The sequence below is a fragment of the Mesorhizobium sp. J428 genome (genome assembly GCF_024699925.1).
Taxonomy (GTDB): Bacteria; Pseudomonadota; Alphaproteobacteria; order Rhizobiales; family Rhizobiaceae; genus Mesorhizobium_A.
In genome coordinates this window covers 225,209-250,317 of the sequence record NZ_JAJOMX010000001.1, presented here as the reverse complement: position 1 = coordinate 250,317, position 25,109 = coordinate 225,209, and the positions used below count along the sequence as shown (strand labels likewise).

Annotated in this window: 27 protein-coding genes, 1 tRNA gene and 2 pseudogenes; 15 read left to right on the top strand and 15 right to left on the bottom strand. The window is 66.4% G+C overall.

Features of this window, described 5'->3' with window-relative positions; all coding sequences use genetic code 11:
• Window positions 1-4 precede the first annotated feature (4 nt).
• The 3 genes from LRS09_RS01250 to LRS09_RS01240 are packed head-to-tail and all read left to right on the top strand — an operon-like array spanning window position 5 to window position 1,629.
• Entirely contained in the window at window positions 5-289 is a 285-nt protein-coding gene (locus LRS09_RS01250; protein ID WP_257803763.1) for an HlyU family transcriptional regulator, read from the top strand.
• A 16-nt stretch (window positions 290-305) separates the two neighbouring features.
• Window positions 306-701 (top strand): cupin domain-containing protein, encoded by a 396-nt coding sequence (locus tag LRS09_RS01245; protein WP_257803762.1) that lies wholly within the window; start codon window positions 306-308, stop codon window positions 699-701.
• Window positions 702-756: 55 nt separating this feature from the next.
• Window positions 757-1,629 carry an NAD(P)-dependent oxidoreductase gene (locus LRS09_RS01240; protein WP_257803761.1) on the top strand — a complete coding sequence of 291 codons (873 nt, stop codon included), beginning with the start codon at window positions 757-759 and terminating at the stop codon, window positions 1,627-1,629.
• A 1-nt stretch (window position 1,630) separates the two neighbouring features.
• Here LRS09_RS01240 and LRS09_RS01235 read toward each other — a convergent pair whose 3' ends face one another.
• From LRS09_RS01235 to LRS09_RS01215, 5 genes are all read right to left on the bottom strand, one after another.
• A complete protein-coding gene (locus tag LRS09_RS01235) occupies window positions 1,631-1,924 on the bottom strand; it encodes a type II toxin-antitoxin system RelE/ParE family toxin (RefSeq protein WP_257803760.1) in 294 nt (97 codons plus the stop codon).
• Window positions 1,921-2,157: a type II toxin-antitoxin system ParD family antitoxin gene (locus LRS09_RS01230; RefSeq protein WP_257803759.1), complete on the bottom strand. Its 237-nt coding sequence runs from the start codon at window positions 2,155-2,157 to the stop codon at window positions 1,921-1,923. The genes LRS09_RS01235 and LRS09_RS01230 overlap by 4 nt, the downstream gene beginning before the upstream one ends.
• Window positions 2,158-2,205: 48 nt before the next feature.
• A complete protein-coding gene (locus LRS09_RS01225; protein ID WP_257803757.1) occupies window positions 2,206-4,323 on the bottom strand; it encodes a DUF294 nucleotidyltransferase-like domain-containing protein in 2,118 nt (705 codons plus the stop codon).
• 65 nt (window positions 4,324-4,388) lie between these two features.
• A complete protein-coding gene (locus LRS09_RS01220; protein ID WP_257803756.1) occupies window positions 4,389-4,916 on the bottom strand; it encodes a TIGR00645 family protein in 528 nt (175 codons plus the stop codon).
• Window positions 4,917-5,059: 143 nt separating this feature from the next.
• Window positions 5,060-7,276, bottom strand: coding sequence for an OmpA family protein (locus tag LRS09_RS01215; protein ID WP_257803755.1), 2,217 nt, complete (start codon window positions 7,274-7,276; stop codon window positions 5,060-5,062).
• A 173-nt stretch (window positions 7,277-7,449) separates the two neighbouring features.
• On the opposite strand from LRS09_RS01215, the pseudogene LRS09_RS01210 reads away from it, so the two are divergent.
• Window positions 7,450-7,894, top strand: a pseudogene (locus tag LRS09_RS01210) (YcgN family cysteine cluster protein).
• A gap of 165 nt (window positions 7,895-8,059) precedes the next feature.
• Window positions 8,060-8,443 (top strand): hypothetical protein, encoded by a 384-nt coding sequence (locus tag LRS09_RS01205; protein WP_257803754.1) that lies wholly within the window; start codon window positions 8,060-8,062, stop codon window positions 8,441-8,443.
• Between the two features lie 69 nt (window positions 8,444-8,512).
• Here LRS09_RS01205 and LRS09_RS01200 read toward each other — a convergent pair whose 3' ends face one another.
• Window positions 8,513-9,238 carry an SIMPL domain-containing protein gene (locus LRS09_RS01200; protein WP_257803753.1) on the bottom strand — a complete coding sequence of 242 codons (726 nt, stop codon included), beginning with the start codon at window positions 9,236-9,238 and terminating at the stop codon, window positions 8,513-8,515.
• 123 nt (window positions 9,239-9,361) lie between these two features.
• On the opposite strand from LRS09_RS01200, the gene LRS09_RS01195 reads away from it, so the two are divergent.
• Window positions 9,362-9,437: transfer RNA gene (locus LRS09_RS01195), tRNA-Ile, on the top strand.
• A gap of 364 nt (window positions 9,438-9,801) precedes the next feature.
• Entirely contained in the window at window positions 9,802-10,698 is an 897-nt protein-coding gene (locus LRS09_RS01190; RefSeq protein ID WP_257803752.1) for a right-handed parallel beta-helix repeat-containing protein, read from the top strand.
• Between the two features lie 91 nt (window positions 10,699-10,789).
• Here the strand turns inward: LRS09_RS01190 and LRS09_RS01185 are convergent, their stop codons facing one another.
• The 5 genes from LRS09_RS01185 to LRS09_RS01165 are packed head-to-tail and all read right to left on the bottom strand — an operon-like array spanning window position 10,790 to window position 15,557.
• Window positions 10,790-11,617, bottom strand: coding sequence for an ATP-binding cassette domain-containing protein (locus LRS09_RS01185; RefSeq protein ID WP_257803751.1), 828 nt, complete (start codon window positions 11,615-11,617; stop codon window positions 10,790-10,792).
• Between the two features lie 11 nt (window positions 11,618-11,628).
• Window positions 11,629-12,408: an ABC transporter permease subunit gene (locus tag LRS09_RS01180; RefSeq protein WP_257803750.1), complete on the bottom strand. Its 780-nt coding sequence runs from the start codon at window positions 12,406-12,408 to the stop codon at window positions 11,629-11,631.
• Window positions 12,405-13,577 carry an FMNH2-dependent alkanesulfonate monooxygenase gene (gene ssuD, locus LRS09_RS01175; RefSeq protein ID WP_257803749.1) on the bottom strand — a complete coding sequence of 391 codons (1,173 nt, stop codon included), beginning with the start codon at window positions 13,575-13,577 and terminating at the stop codon, window positions 12,405-12,407. Before ssuD ends, LRS09_RS01180 begins: the two co-directional genes overlap by 4 nt.
• Window positions 13,578-13,609: 32 nt before the next feature.
• Window positions 13,610-14,575 carry an aliphatic sulfonate ABC transporter substrate-binding protein gene (locus LRS09_RS01170; RefSeq protein WP_257803748.1) on the bottom strand — a complete coding sequence of 322 codons (966 nt, stop codon included), beginning with the start codon at window positions 14,573-14,575 and terminating at the stop codon, window positions 13,610-13,612.
• Between the two features lie 28 nt (window positions 14,576-14,603).
• Complete coding sequence (locus LRS09_RS01165; RefSeq protein WP_257803747.1) at window positions 14,604-15,557, bottom strand: sulfonate ABC transporter substrate-binding protein; 954 nt, start codon at window positions 15,555-15,557, stop codon at window positions 14,604-14,606.
• A 344-nt stretch (window positions 15,558-15,901) separates the two neighbouring features.
• On the opposite strand from LRS09_RS01165, the gene LRS09_RS01160 reads away from it, so the two are divergent.
• The 3 genes from LRS09_RS01160 to LRS09_RS01150 all read left to right on the top strand — a co-directional run bounded on the left by LRS09_RS01160 (window position 15,902) and on the right by LRS09_RS01150 (window position 18,080).
• Window positions 15,902-16,057: a hypothetical protein gene (locus LRS09_RS01160; protein ID WP_257803746.1), complete on the top strand. Its 156-nt coding sequence runs from the start codon at window positions 15,902-15,904 to the stop codon at window positions 16,055-16,057.
• 153 nt (window positions 16,058-16,210) lie between these two features.
• Entirely contained in the window at window positions 16,211-16,660 is a 450-nt protein-coding gene (locus LRS09_RS01155) for an Rrf2 family transcriptional regulator (protein WP_257803745.1), read from the top strand.
• Window positions 16,661-16,685: 25 nt separating this feature from the next.
• Window positions 16,686-18,080 carry an FAD/NAD(P)-binding protein gene (locus LRS09_RS01150; protein ID WP_257803744.1) on the top strand — a complete coding sequence of 465 codons (1,395 nt, stop codon included), beginning with the start codon at window positions 16,686-16,688 and terminating at the stop codon, window positions 18,078-18,080.
• Here LRS09_RS01150 and LRS09_RS01145 read toward each other — a convergent pair.
• The 4 genes from LRS09_RS01145 to LRS09_RS01130 are packed head-to-tail and all read right to left on the bottom strand — an operon-like array spanning window position 18,037 to window position 19,739.
• Window positions 18,037-18,933, bottom strand: a complete 897-nt coding sequence (locus tag LRS09_RS01145) for an LLM class flavin-dependent oxidoreductase (RefSeq protein ID WP_257803743.1) — start codon at window positions 18,931-18,933, stop codon at window positions 18,037-18,039. The genes LRS09_RS01150 and LRS09_RS01145 overlap by 44 nt on opposite strands.
• A gap of 45 nt (window positions 18,934-18,978) precedes the next feature.
• The gene (locus LRS09_RS01140; RefSeq protein WP_257803742.1) at window positions 18,979-19,137 is read right to left on the bottom strand and encodes a hypothetical protein; all 159 of its coding nucleotides are present in this window, start codon (window positions 19,135-19,137) and stop codon (window positions 18,979-18,981) included.
• A 14-nt stretch (window positions 19,138-19,151) separates the two neighbouring features.
• Complete coding sequence (locus LRS09_RS01135; protein WP_257803741.1) at window positions 19,152-19,547, bottom strand: hypothetical protein; 396 nt, start codon at window positions 19,545-19,547, stop codon at window positions 19,152-19,154.
• A 9-nt stretch (window positions 19,548-19,556) separates the two neighbouring features.
• The gene (locus LRS09_RS01130) at window positions 19,557-19,739 is read right to left on the bottom strand and encodes a hypothetical protein (protein WP_257803740.1); all 183 of its coding nucleotides are present in this window, start codon (window positions 19,737-19,739) and stop codon (window positions 19,557-19,559) included.
• 267 nt (window positions 19,740-20,006) lie between these two features.
• Here LRS09_RS01130 and LRS09_RS29940 point away from each other — a divergent pair.
• The 5 genes and pseudogenes from LRS09_RS29940 to LRS09_RS01110 form a co-directional block, all read left to right on the top strand.
• Window positions 20,007-20,357 (top strand): annotated as a pseudogene (locus LRS09_RS29940) (phosphoribosyltransferase family protein); the annotation flags it as partial.
• A 58-nt stretch (window positions 20,358-20,415) separates the two neighbouring features.
• The gene (locus LRS09_RS29935; protein ID WP_308240373.1) at window positions 20,416-20,694 is read left to right on the top strand and encodes a hypothetical protein; all 279 of its coding nucleotides are present in this window, start codon (window positions 20,416-20,418) and stop codon (window positions 20,692-20,694) included.
• A 73-nt stretch (window positions 20,695-20,767) separates the two neighbouring features.
• A complete protein-coding gene (locus LRS09_RS01120; protein ID WP_257803739.1) occupies window positions 20,768-21,475 on the top strand; it encodes an ABC transporter ATP-binding protein in 708 nt (235 codons plus the stop codon).
• Window position 21,476: 1 nt separating this feature from the next.
• Window positions 21,477-23,840, top strand: a complete 2,364-nt coding sequence (locus tag LRS09_RS01115; RefSeq protein WP_257803738.1) for an ABC transporter permease — start codon at window positions 21,477-21,479, stop codon at window positions 23,838-23,840.
• Between the two features lie 3 nt (window positions 23,841-23,843).
• A complete protein-coding gene (locus tag LRS09_RS01110) occupies window positions 23,844-25,040 on the top strand; it encodes an efflux RND transporter periplasmic adaptor subunit (protein ID WP_257803736.1) in 1,197 nt (398 codons plus the stop codon).
• Window positions 25,041-25,109: the final 69 nt, after the last annotated feature.

Here is a 25,109-nt window from a genome sequence, read left to right as displayed (position 1 = left end):
GGGCATGTCGTTTCTGAAGAGATTGTTCGGCGGCGGAGGCGGCACGGCTGCACCCGCTGCGCCTGCGAAGGAGGTGGAGCATGCGGGCTACCTGATCCGCGCCACGCCTTTCCAGGAGAATGGGCAGTGGCAGACGAGCGGCATCGTTACCCGCGAGATCGACGGCACGGTGCGCGAGCACCGCTTCATCCGCGCCGACCGCTTTCCCTCGCAGGACATGGCGGCCGAGCACGCAATCGTCAAAGGCCGGCAGATCATCGACCAACAGGGCGACCGGATGTTCGACTGAGAGGCGGGACAGAGCCATGAAGATCACACCTTGCGGCGCGTCCGCATCCAAGAAGCCGCCGGCGGACTATTTCACCGGCACGGTTTGGCAGGAGCCGATCGTCGAGGCGCCGGAGCCGGCGCGCGTGCGCGCAGCGCTCGTGACGTTCGAGCCCGGCGCACGGACCAACTGGCACACGCATCCGCTCGGCCAGACGCTGCATGTCGTGACCGGTGCGGGGCTCGCACAGGTGTGGGGAGAGCCGATCCGGGAGATCAAGGCCGGCGATACGGTGTGGATTCCGCCGGGGGAGAAGCACTGGCACGGCGCAGCGCCCACGACACGGATGGCGCATATCGCTATCCACGAGACGCTTGATGGCGTGCATGTCGACTGGCTGGAGCCGGTGACGGATGTGCAATATGGCGGCTGAGCCAGCTTGAAGCGTTGAATCAGGGCGTTCGCGGACAGAATCGGGGGAGGGCGGCATGTCGCTGAAAGGCAAGACGATTTTCATCTCGGGTGGGTCGCGCGGGATCGGGCTGGCCATAGCGCTGCGGGCGGCACAGGACGGTGCCAACGTGACGATCGCGGCGAAGACCGCGGAGCCGCATCCGAAGCTGCCCGGCACGATCTACACGGCGGCAGAGGAGATCGAGGCGGCAGGCGGCCAGGCGCTGCCGGTGCTGTGCGACATCCGCGAGGAGGCGCAGGTGGCCGCGGCGGTGGAGAAAACCGTCGAGCGCTTCGGTGGCATCGATATCTGCATCAACAATGCGAGCGCGATCCAGCTCACCGGGACGCTCGAGACCGACATGAAGCGCTACGACCTGATGAACGGGATCAATGCGCGCGGCACGTTCCTCGTCTCCAAGACCTGCATCCCGCACCTGAAGAAGGCGCAGAATCCGCATATCCTGAACCTGTCGCCGCCGCTGGACATGGCGGCGAAATGGTTCAAGAACCACGTCGCCTACACGATGGCGAAGTTCGGCATGTCGATGTGCACGCTCGGCATGAGCGCGGAATTCGCGAAGGACGGCATTGCGGTGAATTCGCTCTGGCCGCTGACCGCGATCGACACGGCAGCGGTGCGTAACCTGCTCGGCGGCGAGGCGGTGGCCTCGATGAGCCGGCTGCCGACGATCATGGCGGATGCGGCGCATGCGATCCTGACCAGACCGTCGCGCGACTGCACCGGCAATTTCTTCATCGACGAACTGGTGCTGCGCGAAGAGGGGGTAACCGACTTCTCGGCCTATGCGCCGGGCGCGAAGGGGCCTCTGGCGGGCGATTTCTTCGTGCCGGACGAGGCGTTCGCAAAGAGCCCGACTAAGGTGGCAAGGGCACTGCCGGGGTAGGTTAGAGGTGGAGTTTCGGATCCATGCTGCCATGAAGGATGCGAACCACGTCGATGCTCTCCGGCTCGATGTGAAAATAAAGCACATGCGATCCGGCGACGAACTTGCGCAGGCCCACGTCGCCGACACCGGCCGGCCGCGCCAGACCGGGATTGACGTCGACCATGTTCAATGAGCCGGTAAGCATCCTCACATATTCATTCGCCTTGGCGCGGCTCCACGTTCTAGACGTGTAGTCCCAGATTTCGCGAATATCCTTCCTGGCCGCGGGCCGGAGGCGTAGCGCCCGCTTCATTCAACGTTCATTTCAGTTAGGAAATCCTCGACGTCGAACGGCTCGGGTGCGCCGGAACTATATCCCTCGTCGATCGCTGCGCGCAGCTTTTCCAGTGCGATTTCCTGCTCTTCGAGCAGGCGCAGGCCGGCGCGCACGGCTTCGCTGGCGGTGGCGAAGCGGCCTCTCGCGATCTGGCGGTCGATGAATTCGAGATAGGGCGCGCCGAGGGAGATGGAGGTGTTCTTCGTCATGGTCGGCTCCTGAATTACCAATAGATGGTATCCGGACGAAAGCCGAAGTCAAGAATGGCGGTCGCTGAACATAAGGTCGCGGACCATAGCCGGAACGGACTGGATCCGCTTTAGGGCCGCCTTAAGGGCGGTGGACTCCTCACGCGACAGGCGCGCGAGTTCGACCCGGTTGGAGACCTGGATGCCGGAATGGAGATCGCGGCTCTGCTGAGCGAGCATCAGCCTCAGCAGCAGGCCATGCGCGTCGATCAGGGCGCGCAGATCCGCCTCTGCGCCGACGTCGCGGGCGATCAGGCCCTCCAATCGCTCGCGCGTGCTGCGGCCGCGGACGTCGTGGCGGATCGCGAGCGTGCGGGCGCCCGAGACGATCGGGGACAGGCCGAACTTCTTGAGATCGATGCGGCCGTCCTCCGACTGCAGATTGCCGAGGAAGCCGAAGGGCGAGCCGAGCGCGTCGAGCTGTTCGCCGAGCAGCTTCGCGAAGGCCGTCGCCGCGTGGCCCTCAGTGTAGGCGAAGTCAACCATCTCGTTGGCGAGGCTGACATCTCCTGAGACGGCCTTCAGGTCGTAGAAGATGTCGACGTTGAGCAGGTCTTCCGGGCGCGAGCGGGACACCCAGTCGCGGACGCGCTCGCGCCAGGTCGAGAGCGATCCGCGCCATGGCGGGTTCTTGGCCATCACCCCGCCCTTGCAGAGTGGTATTCCGGCCTGGTCGAGCAACGCGGCCATGCGCGCGCCGAGCTCTGCGAACCAGCGGTCTTCGGCCCCGTGCGGTTCGCCTTCGGCGAAGATGATCGCATTGTCCTGGTCGGCGGCGAGGAGGCTCTCGCCGCGACCGCCGGATCCGAGGACGAGGATCGTATGCGCGCAGGGCGGCAGGCCCAATCCCTCCGTGGCCATCGAGGTCTCGGCGATAGCCGCCGCGCGCCTCGTCATCGCGCGAAGCTCTTCGCTGACGACGCCGGAAATCTGGCGCGCGTCGATCTCTTCGTCGATGAGCGCTTCGGCGACCGCCGGCAGCATCGCCCAGGCGGCCGCCAACTGTCCCGAGGTCTTCGCGTCCTCGATCGCGTCGTCGAGATTGACGGCGGCGCTGGCCCGCAGCTTGAGCAGATCTCGCGCCGAAACGATGCCGGCGAGCTGCCCGTCCTCGGTGCGGACGGCGAGATGGCGGATCTTCAACCGGGACATGCGACCGATGGCGCGATAGACGAACGCGCCTTCGCGTATGGAGACCAGCGGCCGCGTGGCGATCTCTCCGGCCTTGTGATCGAGCGCGGCCGCGCCGTCGCGGGCAACGCGGCGCATCACGTCGCGCTCGGTCACGATGCCGTAGTCCCCGATCGCCGCGTCGCTGCGGAGATGCTCCGCGACGAAGATCGAGCTGATGCGCCGCTCCGACATGATCGCGATGGCGTCGCGCAGCGTATCCGCCGATGCCATCACGATCGGCGGCGCGGACATGATGTCGGCGATACGGTGACGGTAGGCGTAGGGGTCCACGGCGCGCAGCGAGGTCGATGCCTCGCCGGGCCGGGTGACGGGCTCGGCCCATCCGGCGCGGTGATGTGTCTCGAGCTCGGCCGGTAGCGACAGGCAGGCGCGCTCGGCCTCGGCGAGGGTGCGGATGCCGCGATCGGCGAGCCTGGGGAGAAGGGCTGCAAAGACCGCAGCGGTGGCCTTCGCGTCGCCCAATGCACGATGGCGGCCCTCGATGGTTACGCCGAGCCAGGTCGCGATCATATCCAGCGAGTAATCGGGAAGGGACGGGTTTGCGAGGGCGGACAAAAGCCGCACGCACAATGAGCGCGGCTTCTTCCAGGACAAGCCGGCGCGGGCCGCCTCGCGTTCGAGGACGGCGAGGTCATAGCCGATCGAATGGCCGATCAAGACGCGTGATCCGGCAAAGTCGGCAAAGGCGGCATACGCTTCCCGGAAAGGCGGCGCGCCGGCCACCGTCTCGGCGCTGATACCGTGGATGGCGGAAGAGGCTGTGGGTATGGCGGCTACAGGGTCCACCAGCGTCGCGAATTCCTCGCCGTCGGCAAGCCTCACCCCGGCGATCTCGATCACGCGCGCTACCGACGTGTCGAGGCTCGATGTCTCAGTGTCTATCGCCACCGCGTCGAGCGCGGCTAGCGGCGTGGCGCCCGTCGTCGGCCTCATCTGCGCCTCCCTCGGGAGAGAGTAGCCAAAGGCGCGGCCGGAAAGAAGCCTGCTATGCGCTGCAGCTAGATGCTGGGACTGTCGTCCTTCGCCTCACCCTTGCCTTTGCCTGAGATCTTGTCGATCCAGGCCAGGAACAGTGCCGAGACGACGAAGGCGAGGTGCATGATGGTCAGCCACATCAGCTGCACCGGCGTGTACTGCGAGTGGTTGAGGAAGATCTGCAGCAGGTGGATCGAGGAGATGGCGACGATGGTGGAGGCGACCTTGACCTTGAGCGAACCGGCGTCGATCGTGCCGAGCCAGTGGACCTTGCCGTCATTGTCGTCGAAGCGGCTGACGAAATTCTCGTAGCCCGAAATGATCACCATCACGACCAGGCTCGCGACGAGGGCAGCGTCGATGAGGCCGAGCATCTTGAGGATCGTGTCGGTCTCGTTGAGGGTCAGGATGTCGGTCATGAACGAGAACAGCTTCGCGCCAAAGGAGACGGCATAGACGGCGAGCGCCAGCGTCAGGCCGAGATAGAAGACCACGAGCAGCCAGCGCGAGGCCAGGATGACGCTCTCGATAACCAGTTCCAGACGTTTCATGCGGCGCGCTCTTCCCGAATCTGCGGGCACATGTTGCGTCGCACCATCAGACTTTCAAGCATTCTGGACATAAAAAGCCCGGCCGGTGGATGCCGGCCGGGCAGGTGTCCTGTCCACCTCAAGGGGGACGGGGCAGGGACCCGTTACTGCGCGCTCGCCACCGGGGCGACCAGCGGGGTGATGCGGCGGATCGCGACGCGACGGTTTTCGCGTTCGGCCGCCGGCGTATCGATCTTCAGATACTGCTCGCCATAGCCCTGGGTAGTGAGATTCTCCGCCGGGACCTGGAACACCTCGGTGAGGGCGGAGGCAACGGCCTCGGCGCGCTCGTCGGAGAGCGTCAGGTTCGACAGATCGGAGCCGACCGCGTCGGTGTGGCCTTCGATGAGGAAGGTCTCCGCGGGGTTCTTCTCCAGGAGGCGCAGCATCGCGTTCGCCACGCCGTCCAGCTTCTCCACCTGGCTGTCGTCGATGAGAGCCGAGCCCGTGTCGAAGGTGATCGTGTCGAGGTCGATACGCCGCACGCTGTCGCGCACGCGGGCCGACCGCTTCACCTCGTCCACAGAGTAAAGGCGCTCGACCTTCTCGACCGGAGGCTGTTCGAGGAACTCGTAGTAGGCCTCGTCGTCGTTGTAATCGACCCGCTCCGCGTCGAAGACATACTCCTCGTAGGGCATTGTGATGACCAGCGGCGGCAGGTCGTCGCCCGGATCGCGCCACTCGCCGCGGCCACCCCGATCGAGGCGATCCTCGTCGACATAGACCAGCACATATTCGCGGCCATCCGGCATGATGCGCGAGCGGCGGATGATCTCGCCGTAGCGGTCGCGGATGGTGACGATCGTCACGCCGTTGGGTCGCACGATCGTCTCACGGGTGCGGCCGCGCGGCAGTTCCTCATAGTAGACGTCGCGCGAGTCGCGGGTCAGACGGGAACGATCGTTGTTCTCGATCAGGATCTGGTTGCCGAGCTCAAAGATGACGCGGCTGCCGATTTCCTTCAGCACGTCCGCGCCTTCCGGCCGCTCGTAGCGACGCGGACGGCCCTCGACGCGACGGCCCTGTTCGTCGCGGACGGACGGAAGATCGTCCACACGCGGCGCATTGGCCTGCGCATCCTCGTCGTTGGCCGGCGGCGGCGTCGGCGAACGCGCGATCGGCGGCGCAACGGGTTCGTTGCCCTGACCGACATCGCGGCGGCCATCGCCGCGGCGACGCGGCTTCTGGCTGTCGAGAATCGGAGCGGCATTTTCGGGCGCGCCCTCGATGGCGCCGGGCTGGCCTGCCTGCTGGGGCGGGGGCTCCGTGGCACCGGGCTGGCGGGCAGGGCCGCCTTCGACCGTGCTGCCCTCGGCTGCCGGCTGGTCGCCCTGCAGCTTGCGCAGCGCCTCGCGGCGTTCGCGCAGGCGGCGCTCGCGGTCGGTCTCGTTGGGCCTGGCCTGCTCAGCTTCGCCGGTGCCGGGCGTGGCGGCCGGCGGCTCGGCCGGTTGCGCCTGGCGCGGGGGCTCGGCCGGTTCGGCCGGCTGCGCGGGCTGGGCCTGACGCGGAGGCTCAGCCTCCTGCGAAGGCTGGGCCGGTTGCGCGGGCTGGGCAGGTTCGGCGCTCTGCGGCGGCTTCTGTTCGGAGCTTCCCGTATCGGCGCCGTTGTCCTGACCTTGTTGAAGCTTCTGCAGCGCCTCGCGGCGCTGGCGCAGACGCTCCTCGCGCGAAGCCTGTCCTTCGCCCTCATTCGCTGCCGGCTGTTCCGGCTGGGCGCGCTGTTCAGGCTTGGCGGGACGGGCAGCGGGCTCTTCCGCCTGTTCGGCGGGCTGCTGCGCCCTGCGGTTGTTGCGCGGCTGCGTCTCTTCCGCGGGCTGCGCCTCGCGGCGCGGCGGCGCCTCGGCAGGCTGTTCAGGCTGGGCGCGGCGGATCACCGGCTCTTCCTGCTGCTCAGCAGGCTGCTGGGCGCGGCGATTGTTGCGCGGCTGAGCGTCTTCCGCGGGCTGCTGCGCCTCGCGGCGCGCCGGACGGTCGGCAGGCTCTTCCTGCGGCTGGGCACGGCGCGCCGGCTGCTCGCTGTCTTGCTGCTGACCCCTGCGGCGCGGCGCAGGTTCCTCCGCCGCCTGCTCGGGCTCGGCCTGCCGGGCTTTCTGGTTCTGGCGTTCCTGGCGCTGGCGGGGCGGGAGTTGCTCGCTCTCTTCGGAGCGTCCAGCCGCACCCTGCGCGAGAAGAATGGTGCCCTGGGGAACCGGGCCGGTGACGATGCGGTCGATAGAGGCGTTCTCCCCGCCGGCCTGCGCGGCGAAAGCCACGGGTGCCGCTTCGGCCATCAAGAGGCCAAGCGCGGTCGCCGCGGCGATTCTTGTTTTGAGCTTGTTCAAGGCAGACTCCTTATTTCCGTAATGGACGGCCCTTCGGCACGCAAACCCTCTGCTGGGGCTTTGGTTCCTTCCACCACCCAACCGGGGCGAATTGTGGGAGAGGATGTGGCGGGGCATGCCGGAATTGCGGCGGCGGCCTTGACCCGGACGACGGCAAGGGACACATGCGCGCCATGTCGCAACCGTTCTGGAAGACCGTTCCCCTCGAGGAGATGACTGCCGCGCAGTGGGAATCTCTGTGCGACGGCTGCGGCAAGTGCTGTCTGTCCAAGCTTGAGGACGAGGATACGGGGGAGATCTACTTCACCTCCGTCGGCTGCCGCCTGTTTGACGCCGGCACGTGCCGCTGCAACGACTACGCCCACCGGCAGAAGAAAGTGGAAGACTGCGTGCAGCTTACGCCGCAGAACGTGCGTGATCCCCTGGCTGCCGTCGACCTGCGCGTACCGGCTGGTGGCAAGCGGGCAGGACCTTGCCTGGTGGCATCCGCTTGTCTCCGGCCGCGCCGACACGGTGCACGAGGCCGGGATCTCCGTGCGGGGCAAAGTCACCGCCAACGAGAGCGATCTGGCCGAGCCGGAGGACTATTTCGACCACATGCTCGCCGACGAGCCGTGAGCTTCCGGCGCGGCCGTGCGGAAAAAACCTTATAAAATCAGTTGGATAATCCATGAATGACAGATGAACAGCGGATTCCGCTGCCGTTCAGGCCGGCCGGCGCATCTTCGTGCAATCGCTTCGGCGATCGAAATTCAGCGAAGCGCCAGCAAACGGAGAATTTCCATGGCCAACCTCCTCAAGACAGCAGTCCTTTCCGCTCTCATCGGCCTCGGCGCGCTCGGCGCGGCACCGGCTTCCGCCCAGTCGGGCGTCTATCTTGGTCTCGGCGGCGGCCATCACGGCCCGAGCGTCGGCGTCTGGTTCGGCGACAACGACCATTCCTACCGCCGTTACGATCGCCGCCATGACCGGCGTCACGACCGGCGCTGGGAGCACCGGCGCGGCTGTTCGGCCGGCGAGGCGCTCTACAAGGCCGAACGCATGGGCATTCGCCGTGCCCGCGTGGTCGACATCGATCGCCGCTCGGTCGACGTGCGCGGCCGCAAGTATGGCGAGCGCGTGCGCGTGTCCTTCGCCCGCGCCCCGGGCTGCCCGCTGATCTACTGATCCGCAAGCTGAAATGAAAAAGGCCGGAGGGTCACCCCTCCGGCCTTTTTCATGCGCGGTGTCCGGCGATTACTGGCCGAGTTCGAAGGTGACGTTGACGTCGACCCGGTAGGCGTTCTCGCCCGCCTCGACCGGAACGCTCGCGGCCGCGGCGTCGCGGGCCTTCATCGCATAGGGGACAGGTTGGGGCATGTAGCTCTGTTCCGAGATCTCGATCACCTTGCCAAGTCCGACACCTGCCGCCTCGGCAAGGGTCTTGGCCTTGGCCGTCGCATCCTTGACCGCCTTGACGCGCGCCTCGGTGAGGGCTGCGGACGGATCGTCATTGGTGAAAGAGATGCCGCCGCCCTGGTTGACGCCGAGCGTCACCGCCTTGTCGAGCACCGCGCCGACCTTGGCGATCTCGCGCAGGCGGACCGTGAGCGTGTTGTTGACCTCATAGCCGGTGATCTTCGGCGGCTGGCCCTGCTGGTCGGAGGATGGGTAGACATAGACCGGCGAGATCGAGAAGTTGGACGTCTGCAGGTCGCGATCGGCGATGCCCTCGGCCTTCATCGCCGCGGTGACCTCGGCCATCGCCGCGTTCGCGGCGTCCAGGGCCGCGCGCGCCGTGTCGGCCTGTCGCATAACCCCCAGGGTCAGCACCGCCATGTCGGGAGCGATCGCCGCCTCGCCCTGGCCGGTGACGATGATTCGCGGCGCGGGCCGCGGCGCCTCCTGGGCGAAAGCGGCCGAATGCGCGAATGCCGGCAGCGCAAGGGCCGCAAGCGCGGCCTTGAGAGTGGATTTCTTCATGATGGCTCCGTGGTCGTTTCTGCCCTATGCGGCTGGGTGTTCGCGCGGTTCTAAGGCAAATCTGCGGCGCTGCCTCGGGCCGCCTTGTGCGAAACGGCAAAAGCCACTAATCCAGCCGCCGTGGGGCCTGTAGCTCAATGGTTAGAGCCGGCGGCTCATAACCGCTTGGTTGGGGGTTCGAGTCCCTCCGGGCCCACCAAAATCAAATCAATTGGCCGACGATTTGTCGGGCTGCCCGACTTGGGGCGGTTGTCGCCCGTGTGCGTCGCCAGGCGGCCAAGTCGTGACGTTCTCCCTCTACATGGCGCCGGCCGCGGCGCCGGCAAATGACGCTGCCGTGCGGGGCTATTTCATCTTCCAGGGCGACTGACCGGTTGTGCGGCCAACGAGCCTGCCGGAGGTCGATTCCTCGCTGTCGTTAACAGAGGTTAATAATATTCTAAGTTAATGGTATTTAAATCTAACGTTTCTCTCGCATCCATCAGCAATAAATGGCAATATAATTTTGCTACGGGAACGGACGGAGGGAATCAAAGTAAGCTTGCTCTGGGAGGAGTACTGAAATGAAAATGTTTGCATACATACGAAATTTGATCGGTTTCGGCGCTGTTGTTTGGATCATCTACGTCCCACCTGCGGTGGCTGAGATCACCGAGTGTACCAACATCACGTCGGTTCCGATGACGATCAGCACTCAGGGCGTATATTGCCTGAAGCAGCATCTGCCCACGAACCTCGCATCGGGCACCGGCATCACGGTTACCGTCAACAACGTCACCATCGACTGCAACAACTTCAAGCTCGGCAATCTCGCGTCCGGCGCGAGCAGCACCGCCGTCGGGATAAGTGCGACCGGACGGAACAATCTCATAGTTCGCAACTGCGGTATCCGCGGCTGGCGCACCGGCGTGCAGCTCTCGGACGGCGCCTATAGGGTCGAAAACAACGTGCTGGACTTCAACAGGCAGACCGGCATCTTCGTCAGTGGCGACGGCTCGGCCGTCCGCAACAACGAGGTCATCTCGACGGGCGGCAGCACGATTCCCGCCCTGACGGATTTCCACGGCATCAATGTCAGCGGCGACGTCGACGTCGACGGCAATCTGGTCGACGGTGTCATCGCCACCGCGACCACCAACGGCAACGCCTATGGCATCCGCACCGAGAACTCGAGCGCGAGCACGGTCGGCGGCAACATCGTCCGCAACCTCGCAAAGGCCGGCAGCGGTGCCCGGCGCGGCATCTGGAACCAGAACGGCGCCCACAACACCATCTTTGGCAACACCATCGTGATGGACGGAAACCTGGTCGCGGGCGAGGCCGGGCTGCGCTGCGGCGACGGCCTCATCCTCAACGGCGCGTCGCGCGACAACACCATCCTGGGAACCGGCCTTCTGGGCACGGCGCTCGGCCTGCTGAACTGCACGTCCGTCTCGGGCGACTACGTCAACCCGCTGTGACGGGATAACGCAAGCACTCTGCTTGCTCGACAGGCGTCGCGCCCACGGCGCGGCGCCTGAATTTGCAAATGCCAGGCGCCTGCAGGAGCTCTTATGCCCGCTGCGCCGCCTCGTCCTTCTGGCCGCCGAAGAGCTGGTCGAGGATGAGGCCTTCCAGTCTTGCCAGTTCGGCGGAGCCGTGGCGGCGCGGGCGGGGAAGCGGAATGTCGAGGTCGAGCGCGATGCGGCCCGCGTCGATCACCACCACGCGGTCGGCGAGCGCGACGGCCTCTGCGACGTCGTGGGTGACGAGGACGGCCGTAAACCCCTGTTTCAGCCAGATGCGCTCCAGAAGCGCCTGCATTTCGATGCGGGTGAGCGCATCGAGCGCACCGAGCGGCTCGTCCAGGGCGAGGATCTGCGGGCTGCCGACGAGCGCGCGGGCCAGCGCCACGCGCTGCCGCTGGCCGCCGGAGAGGACCGAGGGCCATTCGCCGGCGCGGTCGGCGAGGCCGACCTCCTTCAGCATGTCGAGCGCCCGCGCCTTCGCCTCCTTGCCCGCGACGATGCCGGTGAGGCCGACCGCGACGTTGTCGACGACGCGTGCCCAGGGCAGCAGGCGCGGCTCCTGGAACATGATGCGGGTGCGGGAGTGGTCGGTGACGCCATGGCCGTGGTCGAGCACGCCGGAGGTCGGCCGGTCGAGCCCGGCGAGAAGGCGCAGCAGCGTGCTCTTGCCGCAGCCGCTCTTGCCGATGACCGCCAGGAACTGGCCCCTGGCGAGGCTGAGGTCGATGCCCTTCAGCACCTCCTTGTCGCCGAAGCGCTTGTGGATGCCGCGGAAGCTGAAGGCACTGGCCGAAGGGGAGTGGCTCGGCCGGTTCGCGGGGGCAGCCGGGAAGTCGAAGGTTCGTCGTTCGAGGATCGTTGCCGCGGTCATGGTCGTCTCGCTCACTTGGTCTGAAAGGCGGGATGCCACTGCAGGGAAAGCCGTTCGAGGAAGCGGGCGGAACTGTCCGCCAGCTTGCCGAGCAGTGCGTAGATGAGGATGGACAGCACGACGACGTCGATGAGCAGGAACTCGCGCGCCTGCATCGCCATGTAGCCGAGGCCGGATGAGGCGGAAATCGTTTCCGCCACGATGAGCGTCAGCCACATGATGCCGAGCGCATAGCGCAGGCCGACGAAGATCGCGGGCAGGGCGCCGGGCAGGATGACGCGCAGGAAGAGCTGTGTTCGGCTCATGCCGTAGATGCGGCCCATCTCGATCAGTTGCGGGTCGACGCTCTGGATGCCGAGCAGCGTGTTGACGTAAATCGGGAAGAAGACGCCGAGGGCCACGAGGAAGAGCTTTGCCTCCTCGTCGATGCCGAACCACAGGATAACCAGGGGGATCAGCGCGAGGTGCGGGATGTTGCGGACCATCTGCAGCGTCGTGTCGGTGATGCCACGCGACAGCGCCGAGACGCCATTGGCGAGGCCGAGCGCGAAGCCGATCGAGCCGCCGATGGCAAAGCCGGCGAAGGCGCGAGCGGCGCTGACGCCGATGTTGCGCACCAGCTCGCCGGACAAGAGCAGCTTCCAGAAGGCGGCGAGCACGGCCGACGGCGCGGGCAGCACGTTCGGCGCGATCAGCCCGGCGCGGGAGGCGAGCTCCCACACCACGATGATGGCGGCGGGCAGCGCCCAGCCGATGCTGTCGCGGCCGATGCGCGAGGCGATGCCGCTCACGACGAGGCCTGCAGTCGCCGGGCGCCGTGGTTGCCGACGGCGAATTCATTGGCGATGTGCTCGCCGACCGCGTGGCTGGCGGTGCCGAGGCCGAGCTTCGGGAACAGCAGTTCGGCGACGCGGTAGGCCTCTTCGAGATGCGGGTAGCCGGAGCCGATGACCGTGTCGATGCCGACCGCCTGATATTCGCGGAGTCGCTCGGCCACCTGGTCCGGTGTGCCGACGAGCGCTGTGCCGGCGCCGCCGCGCACAAGGCCGACGCCGGCCCACAGGTTCGGGGCGACTACAAGCTTGTCGCGGCGGCCGCCGTGCAGTTCCGACATGCGGCGCTGGCCGACCGAATCCATCTCCTTGAGGAAGCGCTGCTGGGCGTTCTCGATCTGGGCGTCGGTGACGTGGGCGATCAGCCGATCCGCCGCGGCCCAGGCATCGGCCTCTGTCTCGCGCACGATGAAATGCAGGCGGATGCCGAAGGAGAGTTTTCGGCCGCGTGCCGCCGCGCGCGCCTTCGCACGCTGCAGCTTCTCGGCGACGAGGTGCACCGGCTCGCCCCAGGTGAGATATTTGTCGACCTGTTCGGCAGCGAGGTCCTGCCCGGCGTCGGAGGAGCCGCCGAAATAGACCGGCGGTACGGGCTTCTGCACCGGCAGTATGTCGAGCCGGCCGCCCTCGACGCGATAGTACTTGCCGTGGAACGTGACGTCCTCGCCGGACACGAGCCTGCGCCAGATGTCCAAGAATTCGCCGGCCTGGGCGTAGCGCTCGTCGTGCGGCGTGAAGACGCCGTCGCCGGCGAGTTCGACCGGATTGCCGCCGACCACCACGTTCAGCAACAGGCGACCGTTGGAGAGGCGGTCGAGCGCAGCGGTCTGCCTCGCGGCGAAGGCGGGGGAGACGACGCCTGGCCGCAGCGCCACCAGGAATTTCAGTTTTTCGGTGAAGGGCGCGAGGCCGGCGGCGGTGATCCAGGAATCCTCGCAGTTCTGCCCGGTGGGCAGAAGCACGCCCGGAAAGCCAAGCCGGTCGACCGCCTGGGCGATCTCGCGGAAATAGCGGAAGTCCTGCGGCCGCTGCTGGTCGGACGAGCCGAGATAGCGGCCGTCACCATGGGTCGGGATGAACCAGAAGAAGTCGAGCGGCTTCTCGGGGGAAACGACGGTCAGGGTCATGTCACGGCCTCCTGTGGACGGACGTTTGGCAATCAGTTGGTCGGCGCCGACCAGACGATCTCGCGGACATTGATCTTCTTCGGGATCAGGCCGAGTTCGGCGAAGGTGTCGGCGATCTTCTGCTGTTTGGCGATCACCGCATCACCGATCGGCTGCACTTCGATGACGTAGCGGTTCGCAGCGATCGTCTGTGACTGCACGTCGACGCCGGTCACGTCGGCGGCGATCTGCGCCAGCTTGTCGCGATTGTCCGAGGCCCATTTCGACACGCCCGAAATCTCTTCGAGCACCGCCTTCAACACGTCCGGGTGAGTCGTCGCGAAAGTCTTGTTGGCAAGGTAGAACGAATTGCTCTCCAGCCCCTTCTCGTCGGTCGTGACGACGATGCGCGCATTGTGCTTGTTCTCGGCGATCGCAAAGTAGGGGTCCCACACCGTCCAAGCGTCTACCCGGCCCGTCGAGAAGGCCGCCACCGCATCGGCCGGCGCGAGGTAGACGGGCTCGATATCCTTGAAGGCGAGGCCACTCAGCGCCAGCGCCTGGATTGTCAGATTGTGGGCGCTCGATCCCTTGGCGATCGCCACCTTCTTGCCCTTCAGATCGGCGACCGACTTGATCGTCGAATCCTGCGGCACCAGGATCGCGGAGGCGGATGCAGGCGCGCTGGCGACGTAGACGAGGTTCGCCCCCGCCGCCTGAGCGAAGATCGGCGGCGTGTCGCCGACGAAGCCGATGTCGACGGCACCTGCTCCCAACGCCTCCAGCAGTGGCGGGCCGAACTGGAACTCTACCCACTTAACGTTCTCGACCCCGAGCTGCTTGAGCCGCTTCTCGAACACTTCCTGCTGTTTGGCGATTACCAGGATAGCGCTCGCCTTCTGGTAGCCGACCCTGAATTCCTTCGGGCTGTCGGCAGCCAGCGTTGCGGAGCCGGTGAGGGCGCCCGTGACGAGGGCTGCGCCGAAAAGTCCGTTGAGAAAGATGCGTCGCGTGAACATGGCTGTGCCTTTCCTTCTGGAAGACGGATCAGTTGCCGGGAGCGGACCAGACGGCGTCCGAGACCTTGATCGCGTTCGGGATCAGCCCGAGCTTGAAGAAGCGGTCGGCCGTCGCCTGCTGGTTGGCCACGATTTCCTCGGTGATCGGGAACACGCCGAACTTGGCGCGGTTGGCGGCCAGCGTCTGTGCCTCCAGCGGCACGCCGGTCACCTCGTGAAGCGCCGCTGCGACCTTGTCGCGATTGGCGTCTGCCCAGGCGGCGGCCTCCTTCAACTGATTGACGACCGTAGTCACCACCTCGGGATTGCCGTCGGCGAAGTCACGGTTGGCGAGGAAGTATGTGTTGACCTTCAGCACCTCCGGTGAGCGGCTGAGCGCCTTCGGCTTGTAGTTGGTCTCGGCGATGGCGAGGAAAGGATCCCAAATGGACCAGGCGTCCACCTTGTCGCTGGCGAAGGCGGCGGCCGCATCGGCCGGCGGCAGGTAGACCGCCTCGATGTCGGAGAACTGCAAGCCATTGGCCTCGAGCGCGGCGATCAGCAGGTTGTGGGCGCTGGTACCTTTGCCAACGGCGACCTTCTTGCCCTTGAGATCCTTCACAGAGGCGATGCCGGACGCCTCCTTCGTGATGATTGCCTCGCCGTCGAGATTGCCGGGCAGGGCCGCGACATAGACGATCGCGGCACCCGCGGACTGGCCGAAGATGGGGGGCGCGTCGCCGACCCAGCCGACATTGATCGCGCCGACGTTCAGCGCCTCGACGAGCGGCGGGCCGGCGGTGAACTCGACCCAGGTGACGGAGACGCCCTTGGGCTCCAGCGCCTTCTCGATCAGCTTCTGCTGGCGGGCGATGACGGGAAGCCCGGTCTTCTGGTAGCCGATCTTCAATTCGCTGAGGGCTGCGGCCGGGCCGGACAGGCCCCAGAGCGCGCTCGCTGCGAGAAGGGCGGCCGAGAACGCCCTGCGTGTGATCCTGCTCATATGTCCCTCTACTGAACGAGCCAAGTCGATAGACGTAAGCTAGGTTAATCTACAGAATCTATAGAGTTAAAAAGTTTCCTTGTTTGGCCGGTTTGAGGATGAGATTTCTCAATCTGAGCTGAAATCGCCCCTATTCGGATTTCTCTTTCACCAAGCCGCCCAAGGGAGGAAATCAGTCGCTCGGTCGCTGCGGTTGGTTCGGCGATCCGAGGGAGCGGGATTCGCCCATCGCAGATCCGTGGGAATCCGCGGCGTTTTCCCAAGCCGGGCGCTGTGGAAAAGAAAACCCTTTCAATCTCCTTATAGTCTATTAATCTAATAGACATTGATGAGGAGATGCGCTGATGGGTTCGATCGATCGCAAGCTGTTCGCGGTGGCCTTTGCGCCGGACACGCAGCGCCCGTCGAGGTCGGGACGTATCGCTGAAGCCATCTCGTGTCCCAGCGTCGCCTTGCGCCGGCGGGCCGATTTTTCTGCGCGCTTCATGCAAAAGACATAAAAGAAACAACGGAAAATCAATGTTTCCGGGCTTGTATATAAAGTCAGTAGAATTTATCTCTCGCTCGTCTTCGCGCGCGGCTGGGATTCGTCGGACGAAGGCGCCGGTCAGACCGCACCACGTTGGGCGGCGAGCAGTAGAAAAGCATCGGAAATGCTCACCAGAAAAGGCAAATACGGCCTCAAGGCGCTCGTGTATCTCGCGAAGCTGCCGGTCGGGGATCTGGCATTCGTCAACGAGATCGCCAGCGACCAGAATATTCCGAAGAAGTTCCTGGACGCCATACTCAGCGAGCTGCGCAATGCCGGTTTCGTCCAGAGCCGGAAGGGCAAGGACGGCGGCTACCGCCTCGCGCGCCCCGCGACCGAGATCAAGGTCGGCCATGTGGTGCGCGTCCTCGACGGCCCGCTCGCGCCGATCCCTTGCGCCAGCCGCACGCAATACCAGCCCTGCGACGATTGTGACGAGGCCACATGCCAAGTCCGTCACATAATGCTCGACGTTCGCCAGGCGATCGCCGAGGTGCTGGACAAACGCAGCCTCGCCGAGATGCGGGACGCGGCCAACGACGACCTGCCGCAGGCGCTGCAGATCCTCGCCTGATCCGATCTAAGCCGGGGCAGGGCCGATGAGCGGCCAGGCCCGGACCTCGATTGCCATCATCGGCGGCGGCGCGACCGGATCGCTGCTTGCGCTGCATCTTCTGCGATCCACGCGCGAGGACCTGCGCGTCACGCTCGTCGAACGGCGACCCGACCCCGGGAAGGGGCTGGCCTATTCCACCTCGACTGACCTCCATCTGCTCAACGTCGCCGCCGGGCGCATGGGCGCCTTTACCGACCAGCCGGACCATTTCTGGAACTGGATCGTGAACAACGGCCTCGATGGCGGCCAATCCTCCACCGACTTCCTGCCGCGTCACCTGTACGGCCGCTACCTGGCGGAACTGGTCGGCGAGGCGGCCGGCGATGGCACGGCCAAGGCGCGGCTGCGGGTGGTGCAGGACAATTGCATCGGTGTGACGCCGACCCTGTCGGGCGTCAGCGTGCAGCTCGAAAGCGGCGTGAGCCTGCCGAGCCACGTCGCTGTGCTCGCGGTCGGCCACGATCCGGAACCGGGGCCGCAGTTCGGCTTCGCGGCGCGGCCCTGCATCGCCGACGAGCTCGAAGCCGAGCCTGATGACGACGTGCTGATCCTCGGCACCGGCCTCAGCATGATCGACGCATGGCTGACGCTGGCGAGCCGCGGGCACCGGGGCAGGATCGTCGTTCTGTCGCGCCGCGGCCTGCTGCCGCATCCGCACAGCGCCGAAAGGCGGCCGCTGCAGCTCGACCTGGCCGACATTCCGCTCGGCACGGAGTTCTCCTATTTCGTGCGCTGGTTCACGCGGCTGATCAGCGAAGCGGAGGCCACGGGCCGGAACTGGCGCGACGTGATCGACGGCGTGCGCCCCTTCAACCAGCGCATCTGGATGGACTGGCCGGTGAGCGCCAGAAGGCGCTTTCTCCAGCACTACAAGGCATGGTGGGACATCCACCGCCACCGTATCCCGCAGGATATCCGCAACCGGGCGGAAAAGGCGCTGGGCGACGGGTCGCTTGAGCTGATCGCCGGCCGTGTCGTGGAACTGGAGGAGCAGGAGGGGCGCAAGCGCCTTCGCTTCCGCCGCCGCGGCGCGCGCCAGACGGAAGAGGACGCCTTCGACCGCGTGTTCGACTGCACCGGCATCATCCGGGACATCACGCAGAGCTCGTCGCCGGTGATCCGCAACCTGGTCGAGCGCGGTCTCGCGCGGCCGGATCCGCTGCGGCTCGGGCTCGACGTGACGGCGGAATGCGCGCTGATTTCCGCCGACGGCCGCGCGTCCGACCGCATCTTCGCGGCCGGTCCGCCGACGCGCGGCGCCTTCTTCGAGGTGGATGCGATCCAGGAAATCCGCCAGCAATGCGCGGCCCTTGCGCGCCGGCTGGCGGAGCCTGCTACGGCAGCGCCTCCCGGCGCACAGGCGCGGCCGGCGCCGTAGGGGCAGCCAGGCGGCGAAGCGAATTGGCGACGATCGGCCGGACCGTGCCGCCAAATGCGGCGATCGCCTCCTCATTCCCAAGGCCCGAGATCATGAACTCGGAGACGCCGGCATCGGCATATTCGAGCAGCTTGAGGGCGATGTCCTCGGGCTTGCCGGACAGCGGCACGGCATCGATGTCGGCCTGCGCCGCGAGCGAGACCGGAAGTGCGAACCTGATCCGGTTCGCCCTGCCGAAATGCGATGCGATCTCCCGGATGCGGGCGATGTGCCGGCGCGCGTGATCCGGCGCGACGGGCGCGATCTCGACCACGCTCGCATGGCGAGCGGCGACGCGGATGGCTGCTCCCGTCATGCCACTGAGACGCAACGGGATCGCCGAGCCGCGCGGACCCTTGTGCGGGACATAGCCGCAGCTGAAGCCGAAATAGCGGCCCTGGTGCTCGAACGGCCTGTCGTTCGACCAGAGCCGCTTGAGGAGCACCAGATACTCGTCGAGGAACTGCATCCGGGCGACGTGGCTGGCGAGGCCGAACCGGTCGGCCGCCTCGCCGAAATGGGCCTCGACTCGCAACTCGACATGGCCGCCGCTCATCGCGTCGATCGCCGCGATGTCGCGGGCAGCACAGATCGGATCGAGGGCATTCGGCCTGTGCGTCCATCCGGCGATGGCCTCGCCGTGCCCGGCGAGCAGGCGCTCGATCAGGGGGCTCGTCGTGCCGACCACTGTTCCGGGGGCGGGCATGACCTTCACGAAACCGGCGCCCTCAATGACGTGGAGCAGCCGGCCGGTGTGGTCAGCGACGTCGCGTCCGGCCGAGGACGCGTCGACATAGGTGAATTCCGCTTCCATTGCATACTCCTCCCTTCAGGGTGGGGTGGCGCCGGCTTTACAGATTCAGAAGAGACCCAGGGTGATGCCGGCCGCAAAGCCGATCGACACAAGGAACATGAGATAGGGCACAGTGCCGACGGCTGCCGGCAGGGCGCGCTCGGCAATGGTCCGCTGGCCGGGGCGGCTGCGGGGCGGGTTGTCGGATCGATCAATCACGGACATGACTGTTCTCTCCGTCAATTCGACATCGCAAGGCGTAGCGGCACGCCGCCCTTGAGCCGCTCGACGGAGACCGCGCGCATGGCGACCGCCGCCTCGGCATAGGTGGGGTTGGAACCGGTGATGGAACCGGGGCCGAGAAGCTCGCTCACGCGGTCGAGCACCCGGGCGGGCAGGATGTCGGTACAGGAGCGCATCCGGCCGAACAGCGAGCTGATCGGCACCTGCAGGCCCTCGAATTCCACGGTGGGTTCGGGCAGGGCAAGGCCCCATTCGTCATAGGCTTCGAGAGCCTCTTCGAAGGCAAGGTGCAGGAAAATCGGCGCATGGCCTTCGTACAGCGGGGGAAGCAAACGCGTCATGACGATCTCCTCAGGTCGTGGCCGTCCCGAAAGAGCGGCCGCCTCGATCATTTCCGTCGTCTACCAATGGCCGTGCATGGACCAGGTCCAGTAGAAGCCGTCGAGCCGCTCCGGCTCGCGCTCGCTGGATGCCCGGTCGCCACGGTCCGACCTGGCAATGTGCGAAAGCTCCTTCGGTTCCTCGAACCGAGGGAAGAGGGCTGACGTCAGCGCCCGGAACGGGGGCCAGGAAAAAATCCTCATTTCAACCTCCTGACTCGTGCAGGGTGAGTATGCGTCAAAGATCCGTAATGTCAATAATGTCTACTAAGTTTGTAGAATATAGCCGTGGACAGCCCGAGTCCCGCAGTGGTGGCCTTTGGCAGCCTCTTGATCCGTATCAAGGCGGAACCGCGGGCGACCGGAAATCCTTGCATCGTTTTCGATCGTGACCGACGAGGTGCGAGATGAGGCATCTATGCGACCGGGTCCGTGCCGCGCCGCTCCGGCGTCGGCCGGTGCACTGAGGCGATGTTCCGGGACCGCAAGGAGGCTGGCGAACTGCTCGCCGCCGAAGTCGTAGCGCTCGCCCCGCGAGAGCCGGTGGTGCTCGCGCTGCCGCGCGGCGGGGTGCCTGTCGCCGACGAAGTGGCGCGGGCTCTTGGGGCGCGGCTCGATCTCGTCATCGTGCGCAAGGTGGGCGCGCCCGGCAATCGCGAACTGGCGGTAGCAGCGATCGTGGACGGCAACCCGCCGGACGTGGTGCTCAACCGCGAGATCGTCGAGGCCTACAACCTGCAGGAAGAGGAACTGGCCGGGCTGATAGCGCAGGAGAGGCCGGAACTCGAGCGCCGACGGGCCGCCTATCTCGGCACGCGCCGGCCGGTGTCCGTGAGCGGCAAGACGGTGATCCTGGTCGATGACGGCGCAGCGACGGGGCATGACCATGAAGGTGGCGGTGCGCGCGCTGCGGCGGCGTTCGCCGGCGGAAATCATTGTCGCCCTGCCGGTGGCCTCGGAAGAGGCCGTGATGGAACTGTCGCACGAGGCCGACCGTGTCGTGTGCCTGGCGCAGCCGCCGCATTTCAGGGCGCTCGGCTATCATTACCGCGAGTTCCATCAACTGGACGACGCAGAGGTGCTCGACCTTCTGGCGAAGGCGGCCGCGCGGCAGCGGAAGGCCAGGGACAGGTCGTCCGGCCCGGTCGATCGCGCATGATCGCACGTTTGACGCGCGTCAAGGTATGGGGCGGTCCATCCGGTAGGAAGGATGTCGTATCGAGGCTACCGACGTGTCCGAACGGATCCTGCACGCGCAGCAACTGACGAAGATCTACCGGTCCGGAGAGGTCGACATCTTCGCGCTGCGCGGCGTCGACCTCGAACTCTACCGCGGCGAGATGACGGTGCTGCTCGGCCCGTCCGGAAGCGGCAAGTCGACGCTGCTCAACATACTGGGCGGGCTCGACCGCGCCACGTCCGGCAAGGCCTGGTTCCGCGACCTCGAACTCACGGCATGCACCGAGGGGCAGCTGACGCGCTTCCGGCGCGAGCACGTCGGCTTCATCTTCCAGTTCTACAACCTCATCCCGAGCCTCACCGCCTGGGAGAACGTCGCGCTGGTCACCGAGATCGCGCCCGATCCGATGCCGCCGGAAGAGGCGCTGGCGATGGTCGGACTCCAGGACCGCATGGAGCATTTCCCGGCCCAGATGTCGGGCGGTGAGCAACAGCGCGTCGCGATCGCCCGCGCGATTGCCAAGAAGCCGGAGCTGATGCTCTGCGACGAGCCGACCGGGGCGCTCGACTCCAAGACCGGCGTGCTGGTGCTCGAAGCCCTGTCGCGTATCAACCGCGACCTCGGCACGACGATGGCGATCATCACCCACAATGCGGGCATCCGGCAGATCGCCGACCGAGTGGTGACGTTCCGCGACGGCGCCATCGTCGAAGCGGTGCGGAACGACCATAAGCTCCAGCCCTCGGACGTGAGCTGGTAGGATGCCGGTACTCGACCGCAAGCTCTTCCGCGATCTCCTGCGCATGTGGGCGCAGGTGCTGGCCATCGCGCTGGTGATGGCGTGCGGCGTCGCGACGATCGTCACCGCGGTCGGGGCCTACCGCTCGCTCGACGAGACGCGTTCGGCCTTCTACGAGCGATACCGCTTCGGCACGGTGTTCGCCGGGGCGACCCGCGCGCCGCTCAGCCTGCGCGAGCAACTGACGCGGATCGGCGGCGTCAGCGGGGTCGAGCTGCGGGTGTCGAAGTCGGTTGTCCTCGACATCGAGGGTATGGCGGAGCCGGCGGCCGGCGTCATGGTCTCGATACCGGATGCGGGTGAGCCGGCAGTGAACAGGCTCTACCTGCGCAAGGGACAATGGCCCGATGCTGCGCGCCACGGCGAGGTCGCCGTGCTCGAGAGCTTCGCCAAGGCGCATGGCATGGAGCCGGGCGACCGCTTCTCGACCATCATGAACGGCAGCAAGCGCGTGCTGACGATCACTGCGATCGTCCTGTCGCCGGAATTCGTCTACGCCATCGGGCCGGGCGACATGGTGCCCGACCAGCGCCGGTTCGGCGTGATGTTCATGCCCCGCACCGCACTCGAGGGCTTGTTCGACATGGAAGGGGCGTTCAACGACCTCGTCATCCGCACCAAGGGCGACGCGCGCCTGGCCGACGTGATCGACGCGGTCGACCGCCTGCTGAAGCCGTATGGGGGCACGGGCGCGGTCGAGCGCAAGGACCAGATCTCGCATGCCTTCCTCGACAACGAACTCATCCAGCTGAGGGCGATGGCCGCCGTCATTCCGCCGGTGTTCCTCTTCGTTTCGGCCTTCCTGATCAACATGATCCTGACGCGGCTGATCTCGCTGGAGCGCGAGCAGGTCGGGCTGATGAAGGCCGTCGGCTACGGTTCCTTCGCCATCGCCTGGCACTACGCGAAGCTCACGCTGGTGATCGCGGCGATCGGCACGGCCGTCGGGTCGGTCGTTGGCTATTATCTCGGCCGCGGGCTCACGCATATCTACGGCGACTTCTTCTCCTTCCCCTTCCTGGTGTTCCGGCAGAGCGCCGACCTCTATGTCGTGGCCGGCGCGATCAGCGCGGTGGCGGCGTTGGCGGGCAGCGTGCGTGCGATCATGGGCGTGGTGCGGCTGCCGCCGGCGGTGGCGATGCAGCCTCCCGCACCGACGCTCTACCGGTCGCTGGCGCTCGGCCGGGAAGGGATCACGCGGCACATATCGCAGCTGACGCTGATGGCGTTGCGCCATCTGGTGCGCTGGCCGGTTCGAGCGCTGCTCACCACCTTCGGAACCTCGCTGGCGGTGGCCCTCCTGATAACGGCGCTCTTTTCCTACGATTCTGTTGCCTACATGGTCGATACGGTCTTCTTCCGCGCCGAGCGGCAGGACGCGACGCTGGTCTTCGCCAATCCACGCGCGACGGATGCGCTGCAGTCGGCTGGTCGCCTGCCGGGCGTCACGCGGGCGGAGAGCTTTCGCGCCGCGCAGATCGTGCTGCGCCACGGGCATCGCGAGCGGCGGGTGTCGATCTCCACGGTCTCCGACGACACGGACCTGACGCGGGTGCTCGACACCGACCTCGCGCCAGTCACCATGCCGCCGGCGGGACTGCTCATCCCCGAACGGCTGGCCCGCCTGCTCGATGTCCGCGCGGGCGACGTCGTCGAGGTCGAACTGCTCGAATATGGCGGCAGGTTAACGCGCGCCGTGGTGACGGCGGTCGTGCAGAGCTATGTCGGGCTCGCGGTCTACATGCATCCGGACGCGCTCGACCGCCTCATCGGCGACGGACGGCGTGTCGCCGGCGTTCGCGTCGCGCTGGACCATGCACGGCTCAACGAGCTCTATGACGCGGTCAAGTCGACGCCGGCGATCGGCGGCATAGCGCTCCAAGCCGTTTCGAGGGTCCATTTCCGCGAAACGATCCAACAGAACATAACCATCATGACCAGCGTCTACATCTCGCTCGCCGTGATCATCACCTTCGGGGTCGTCTACAATTCGGCACGCATCCAGCTCTCCGAGCGGGCGCGGGAGCTGGCGAGCCTGCGCGTCCTCGGCTTCACCAGCGGCGAGGTCTCCAGCGTCCTTCTCGTGGAACTCGCGCTGATCGTGGCGCTCGCCCAGCCGCTGGGCTGGGGACTTGGCACGGCCCTTTCGTGGTCCGTGGTGCGTGGCTTCGAGAGCGATCTCTTCCGCATCCCGTTCGTGATCGAGCGGTCGACCTTCGCTGTCGCCAGCCTGGTCGTCATTACTATTGCCACCCTGTCCGCCCTGATCGTGCGCCGGCGCATCGATCGGCTCGATCTCGTGCGGGTTTTGAAAACGAGGGATTGAGACATGAAACGATCCTGGCCGAGACGAGCGGGCTATGCAGCCGCGGCCCTCGCCGTGGCGGGCGCGGCCTGGTGGGCGCTGCGCGAGCAGCCGGCGCAGGTCGACGTGGCGACGGTGACGGAGCGGTCGATGCGCGTGACCATCCGCGAGGAGGGGATCGCCAGGGTCCGCGACGTCTATGCCGTCTCGACTCCGATCGCCGGCCATATGTCGCGGACGGTGCTGGAGGAGGGCGACAGTGTCGTCGCCGGCAAGACGATCGTGGCCGCTATCCATCCGCTCGACCCGCCGCTGATCGACCGCCGGACAGAGGCGGAGCTGCTGGCCGCCCGCGACGCGGCGCGTTCCGGTGTCGGCATCGCAACCAGCGAACTCGGCCGCGCCGAGACGTCGCTCAAGTTGGCCGAGGAAGAGCTGGAGCGAGCGCTCAAGCTGTTCGGGCCCGGCGTGATCTCGGAAAGCACACTCCAGCGAAACAGAAACGAAGTCGCGCTGCAGCGGGCCGCGGTCGATGCCGCGCGCGCGACGGTGGGCTACCGGCAGGCGGAGCTCGCCAGCGCAGAGGCGCGGCTGCTCCAGCCGAACAGCGCAAGCCGCAATGCGGCAGACTGCTGCGTGACGCTGCTGGCGCCGATCGACGGCACGGTGCTGGCCGTGCACACGCGCAGCGAGCAGGCCGTGGCCGCCGGCGCGGTCGTGGCCGAGATCGGCGACACGTCGAAGCTGGAGATCGTGGTGGACCTTCTGTCAGCCGATGCGATGCGGATCGCGCCGGGGACGAAGGCTGACATCCTGGAATGGGGAGGCGAGGGGGCGCTGTCGGCCACGGTACGGAAGATTGATCCGGCGGCGTTCACCAAGGTGTCCGCGCTCGGCATCGAGGAACAACGGGTCAACGTCGTTTTCGATCTGGACAAGGGCGCTCCTGGGCTGGGGCACGGTTTCCGAGTGGTGGCGGAGCTCGCGATCTGGGACTGCCCTTCCTGCCTCCAGGTGCCGATCAGCGCATTGTTCCGCTCCGGCGATACGTGGCGGGTGTTCCGGCTGGCCGAGGGTCGGCTGTCGGAGATCGCGGTGGAAATCGGCAGGATGAACGACGAGACAGCCCAGGTGCTGAGAGGGCTTTCTCCGGGTGACGTGGTGGTGGTGCACCCCTCGGACGTGCTGGCCGACGGGTCGCCGGCCGTGGCGCGACATTGAACCGAAGCATCGGCTGCCGGTAGCGCTCCATCAGCGCTTCGCAAAGCGCGGAGTGTGGTGTATTCGTCA

Excerpts from the sequence above, each read along its gene's own strand:
- ssuD (WP_257803749.1), bottom strand. The coding sequence starts at position 13,577 with ATGACCCTGACCGTCGTTTCCCCCGAGAAGCCGCTCGACTTCTTCTGG.
- LRS09_RS01130 (WP_257803740.1), bottom strand. The coding sequence starts at position 19,739 with ATGAGGATTTTTTCCTGGCCCCCGTTCCGGGCGCTGACGTCAGCCCTC.
- LRS09_RS01185 (WP_257803751.1), bottom strand. The coding sequence starts at position 11,617 with ATGACCGCGGCAACGATCCTCGAACGACGAACCTTCGACTTCCCGGCT.
- LRS09_RS01225 (WP_257803757.1), bottom strand. The coding sequence starts at position 4,323 with ATGAGGCCGACGACGGGCGCCACGCCGCTAGCCGCGCTCGACGCGGTG.
- LRS09_RS01240 (WP_257803761.1), top strand. The coding sequence starts at position 757 with ATGTCGCTGAAAGGCAAGACGATTTTCATCTCGGGTGGGTCGCGCGGG.
- LRS09_RS01235 (WP_257803760.1), bottom strand. The coding sequence starts at position 1,924 with ATGAAGCGGGCGCTACGCCTCCGGCCCGCGGCCAGGAAGGATATTCGC.
- LRS09_RS29935 (WP_308240373.1), top strand. The coding sequence starts at position 20,416 with ATGACCATGAAGGTGGCGGTGCGCGCGCTGCGGCGGCGTTCGCCGGCG.
- LRS09_RS01165 (WP_257803747.1), bottom strand. The coding sequence starts at position 15,557 with ATGAGCAGGATCACACGCAGGGCGTTCTCGGCCGCCCTTCTCGCAGCG.
- LRS09_RS01160 (WP_257803746.1), top strand. The coding sequence starts at position 15,902 with ATGGGTTCGATCGATCGCAAGCTGTTCGCGGTGGCCTTTGCGCCGGAC.
- LRS09_RS01140 (WP_257803742.1), bottom strand. The coding sequence starts at position 19,137 with ATGTCCGTGATTGATCGATCCGACAACCCGCCCCGCAGCCGCCCCGGC.
- LRS09_RS01145 (WP_257803743.1), bottom strand. The coding sequence starts at position 18,933 with ATGGAAGCGGAATTCACCTATGTCGACGCGTCCTCGGCCGGACGCGAC.
- LRS09_RS01230 (WP_257803759.1), bottom strand. The coding sequence starts at position 2,157 with ATGACGAAGAACACCTCCATCTCCCTCGGCGCGCCCTATCTCGAATTC.
- LRS09_RS01250 (WP_257803763.1), top strand. The coding sequence starts at position 5 with ATGTCGTTTCTGAAGAGATTGTTCGGCGGCGGAGGCGGCACGGCTGCA.
- LRS09_RS01245 (WP_257803762.1), top strand. The coding sequence starts at position 306 with ATGAAGATCACACCTTGCGGCGCGTCCGCATCCAAGAAGCCGCCGGCG.
- LRS09_RS01150 (WP_257803744.1), top strand. The coding sequence starts at position 16,686 with ATGAGCGGCCAGGCCCGGACCTCGATTGCCATCATCGGCGGCGGCGCG.
- LRS09_RS01170 (WP_257803748.1), bottom strand. The coding sequence starts at position 14,575 with ATGTTCACGCGACGCATCTTTCTCAACGGACTTTTCGGCGCAGCCCTC.
- LRS09_RS01200 (WP_257803753.1), bottom strand. The coding sequence starts at position 9,238 with ATGAAGAAATCCACTCTCAAGGCCGCGCTTGCGGCCCTTGCGCTGCCG.
- LRS09_RS01135 (WP_257803741.1), bottom strand. The coding sequence starts at position 19,547 with ATGATCGAGGCGGCCGCTCTTTCGGGACGGCCACGACCTGAGGAGATC.
- LRS09_RS01205 (WP_257803754.1), top strand. The coding sequence starts at position 8,060 with ATGGCCAACCTCCTCAAGACAGCAGTCCTTTCCGCTCTCATCGGCCTC.
- LRS09_RS01110 (WP_257803736.1), top strand. The coding sequence starts at position 23,844 with ATGAAACGATCCTGGCCGAGACGAGCGGGCTATGCAGCCGCGGCCCTC.
- LRS09_RS01190 (WP_257803752.1), top strand. The coding sequence starts at position 9,802 with ATGAAAATGTTTGCATACATACGAAATTTGATCGGTTTCGGCGCTGTT.
- LRS09_RS01155 (WP_257803745.1), top strand. The coding sequence starts at position 16,211 with ATGCTCACCAGAAAAGGCAAATACGGCCTCAAGGCGCTCGTGTATCTC.
- LRS09_RS01115 (WP_257803738.1), top strand. The coding sequence starts at position 21,477 with ATGCCGGTACTCGACCGCAAGCTCTTCCGCGATCTCCTGCGCATGTGG.
- LRS09_RS01220 (WP_257803756.1), bottom strand. The coding sequence starts at position 4,916 with ATGAAACGTCTGGAACTGGTTATCGAGAGCGTCATCCTGGCCTCGCGC.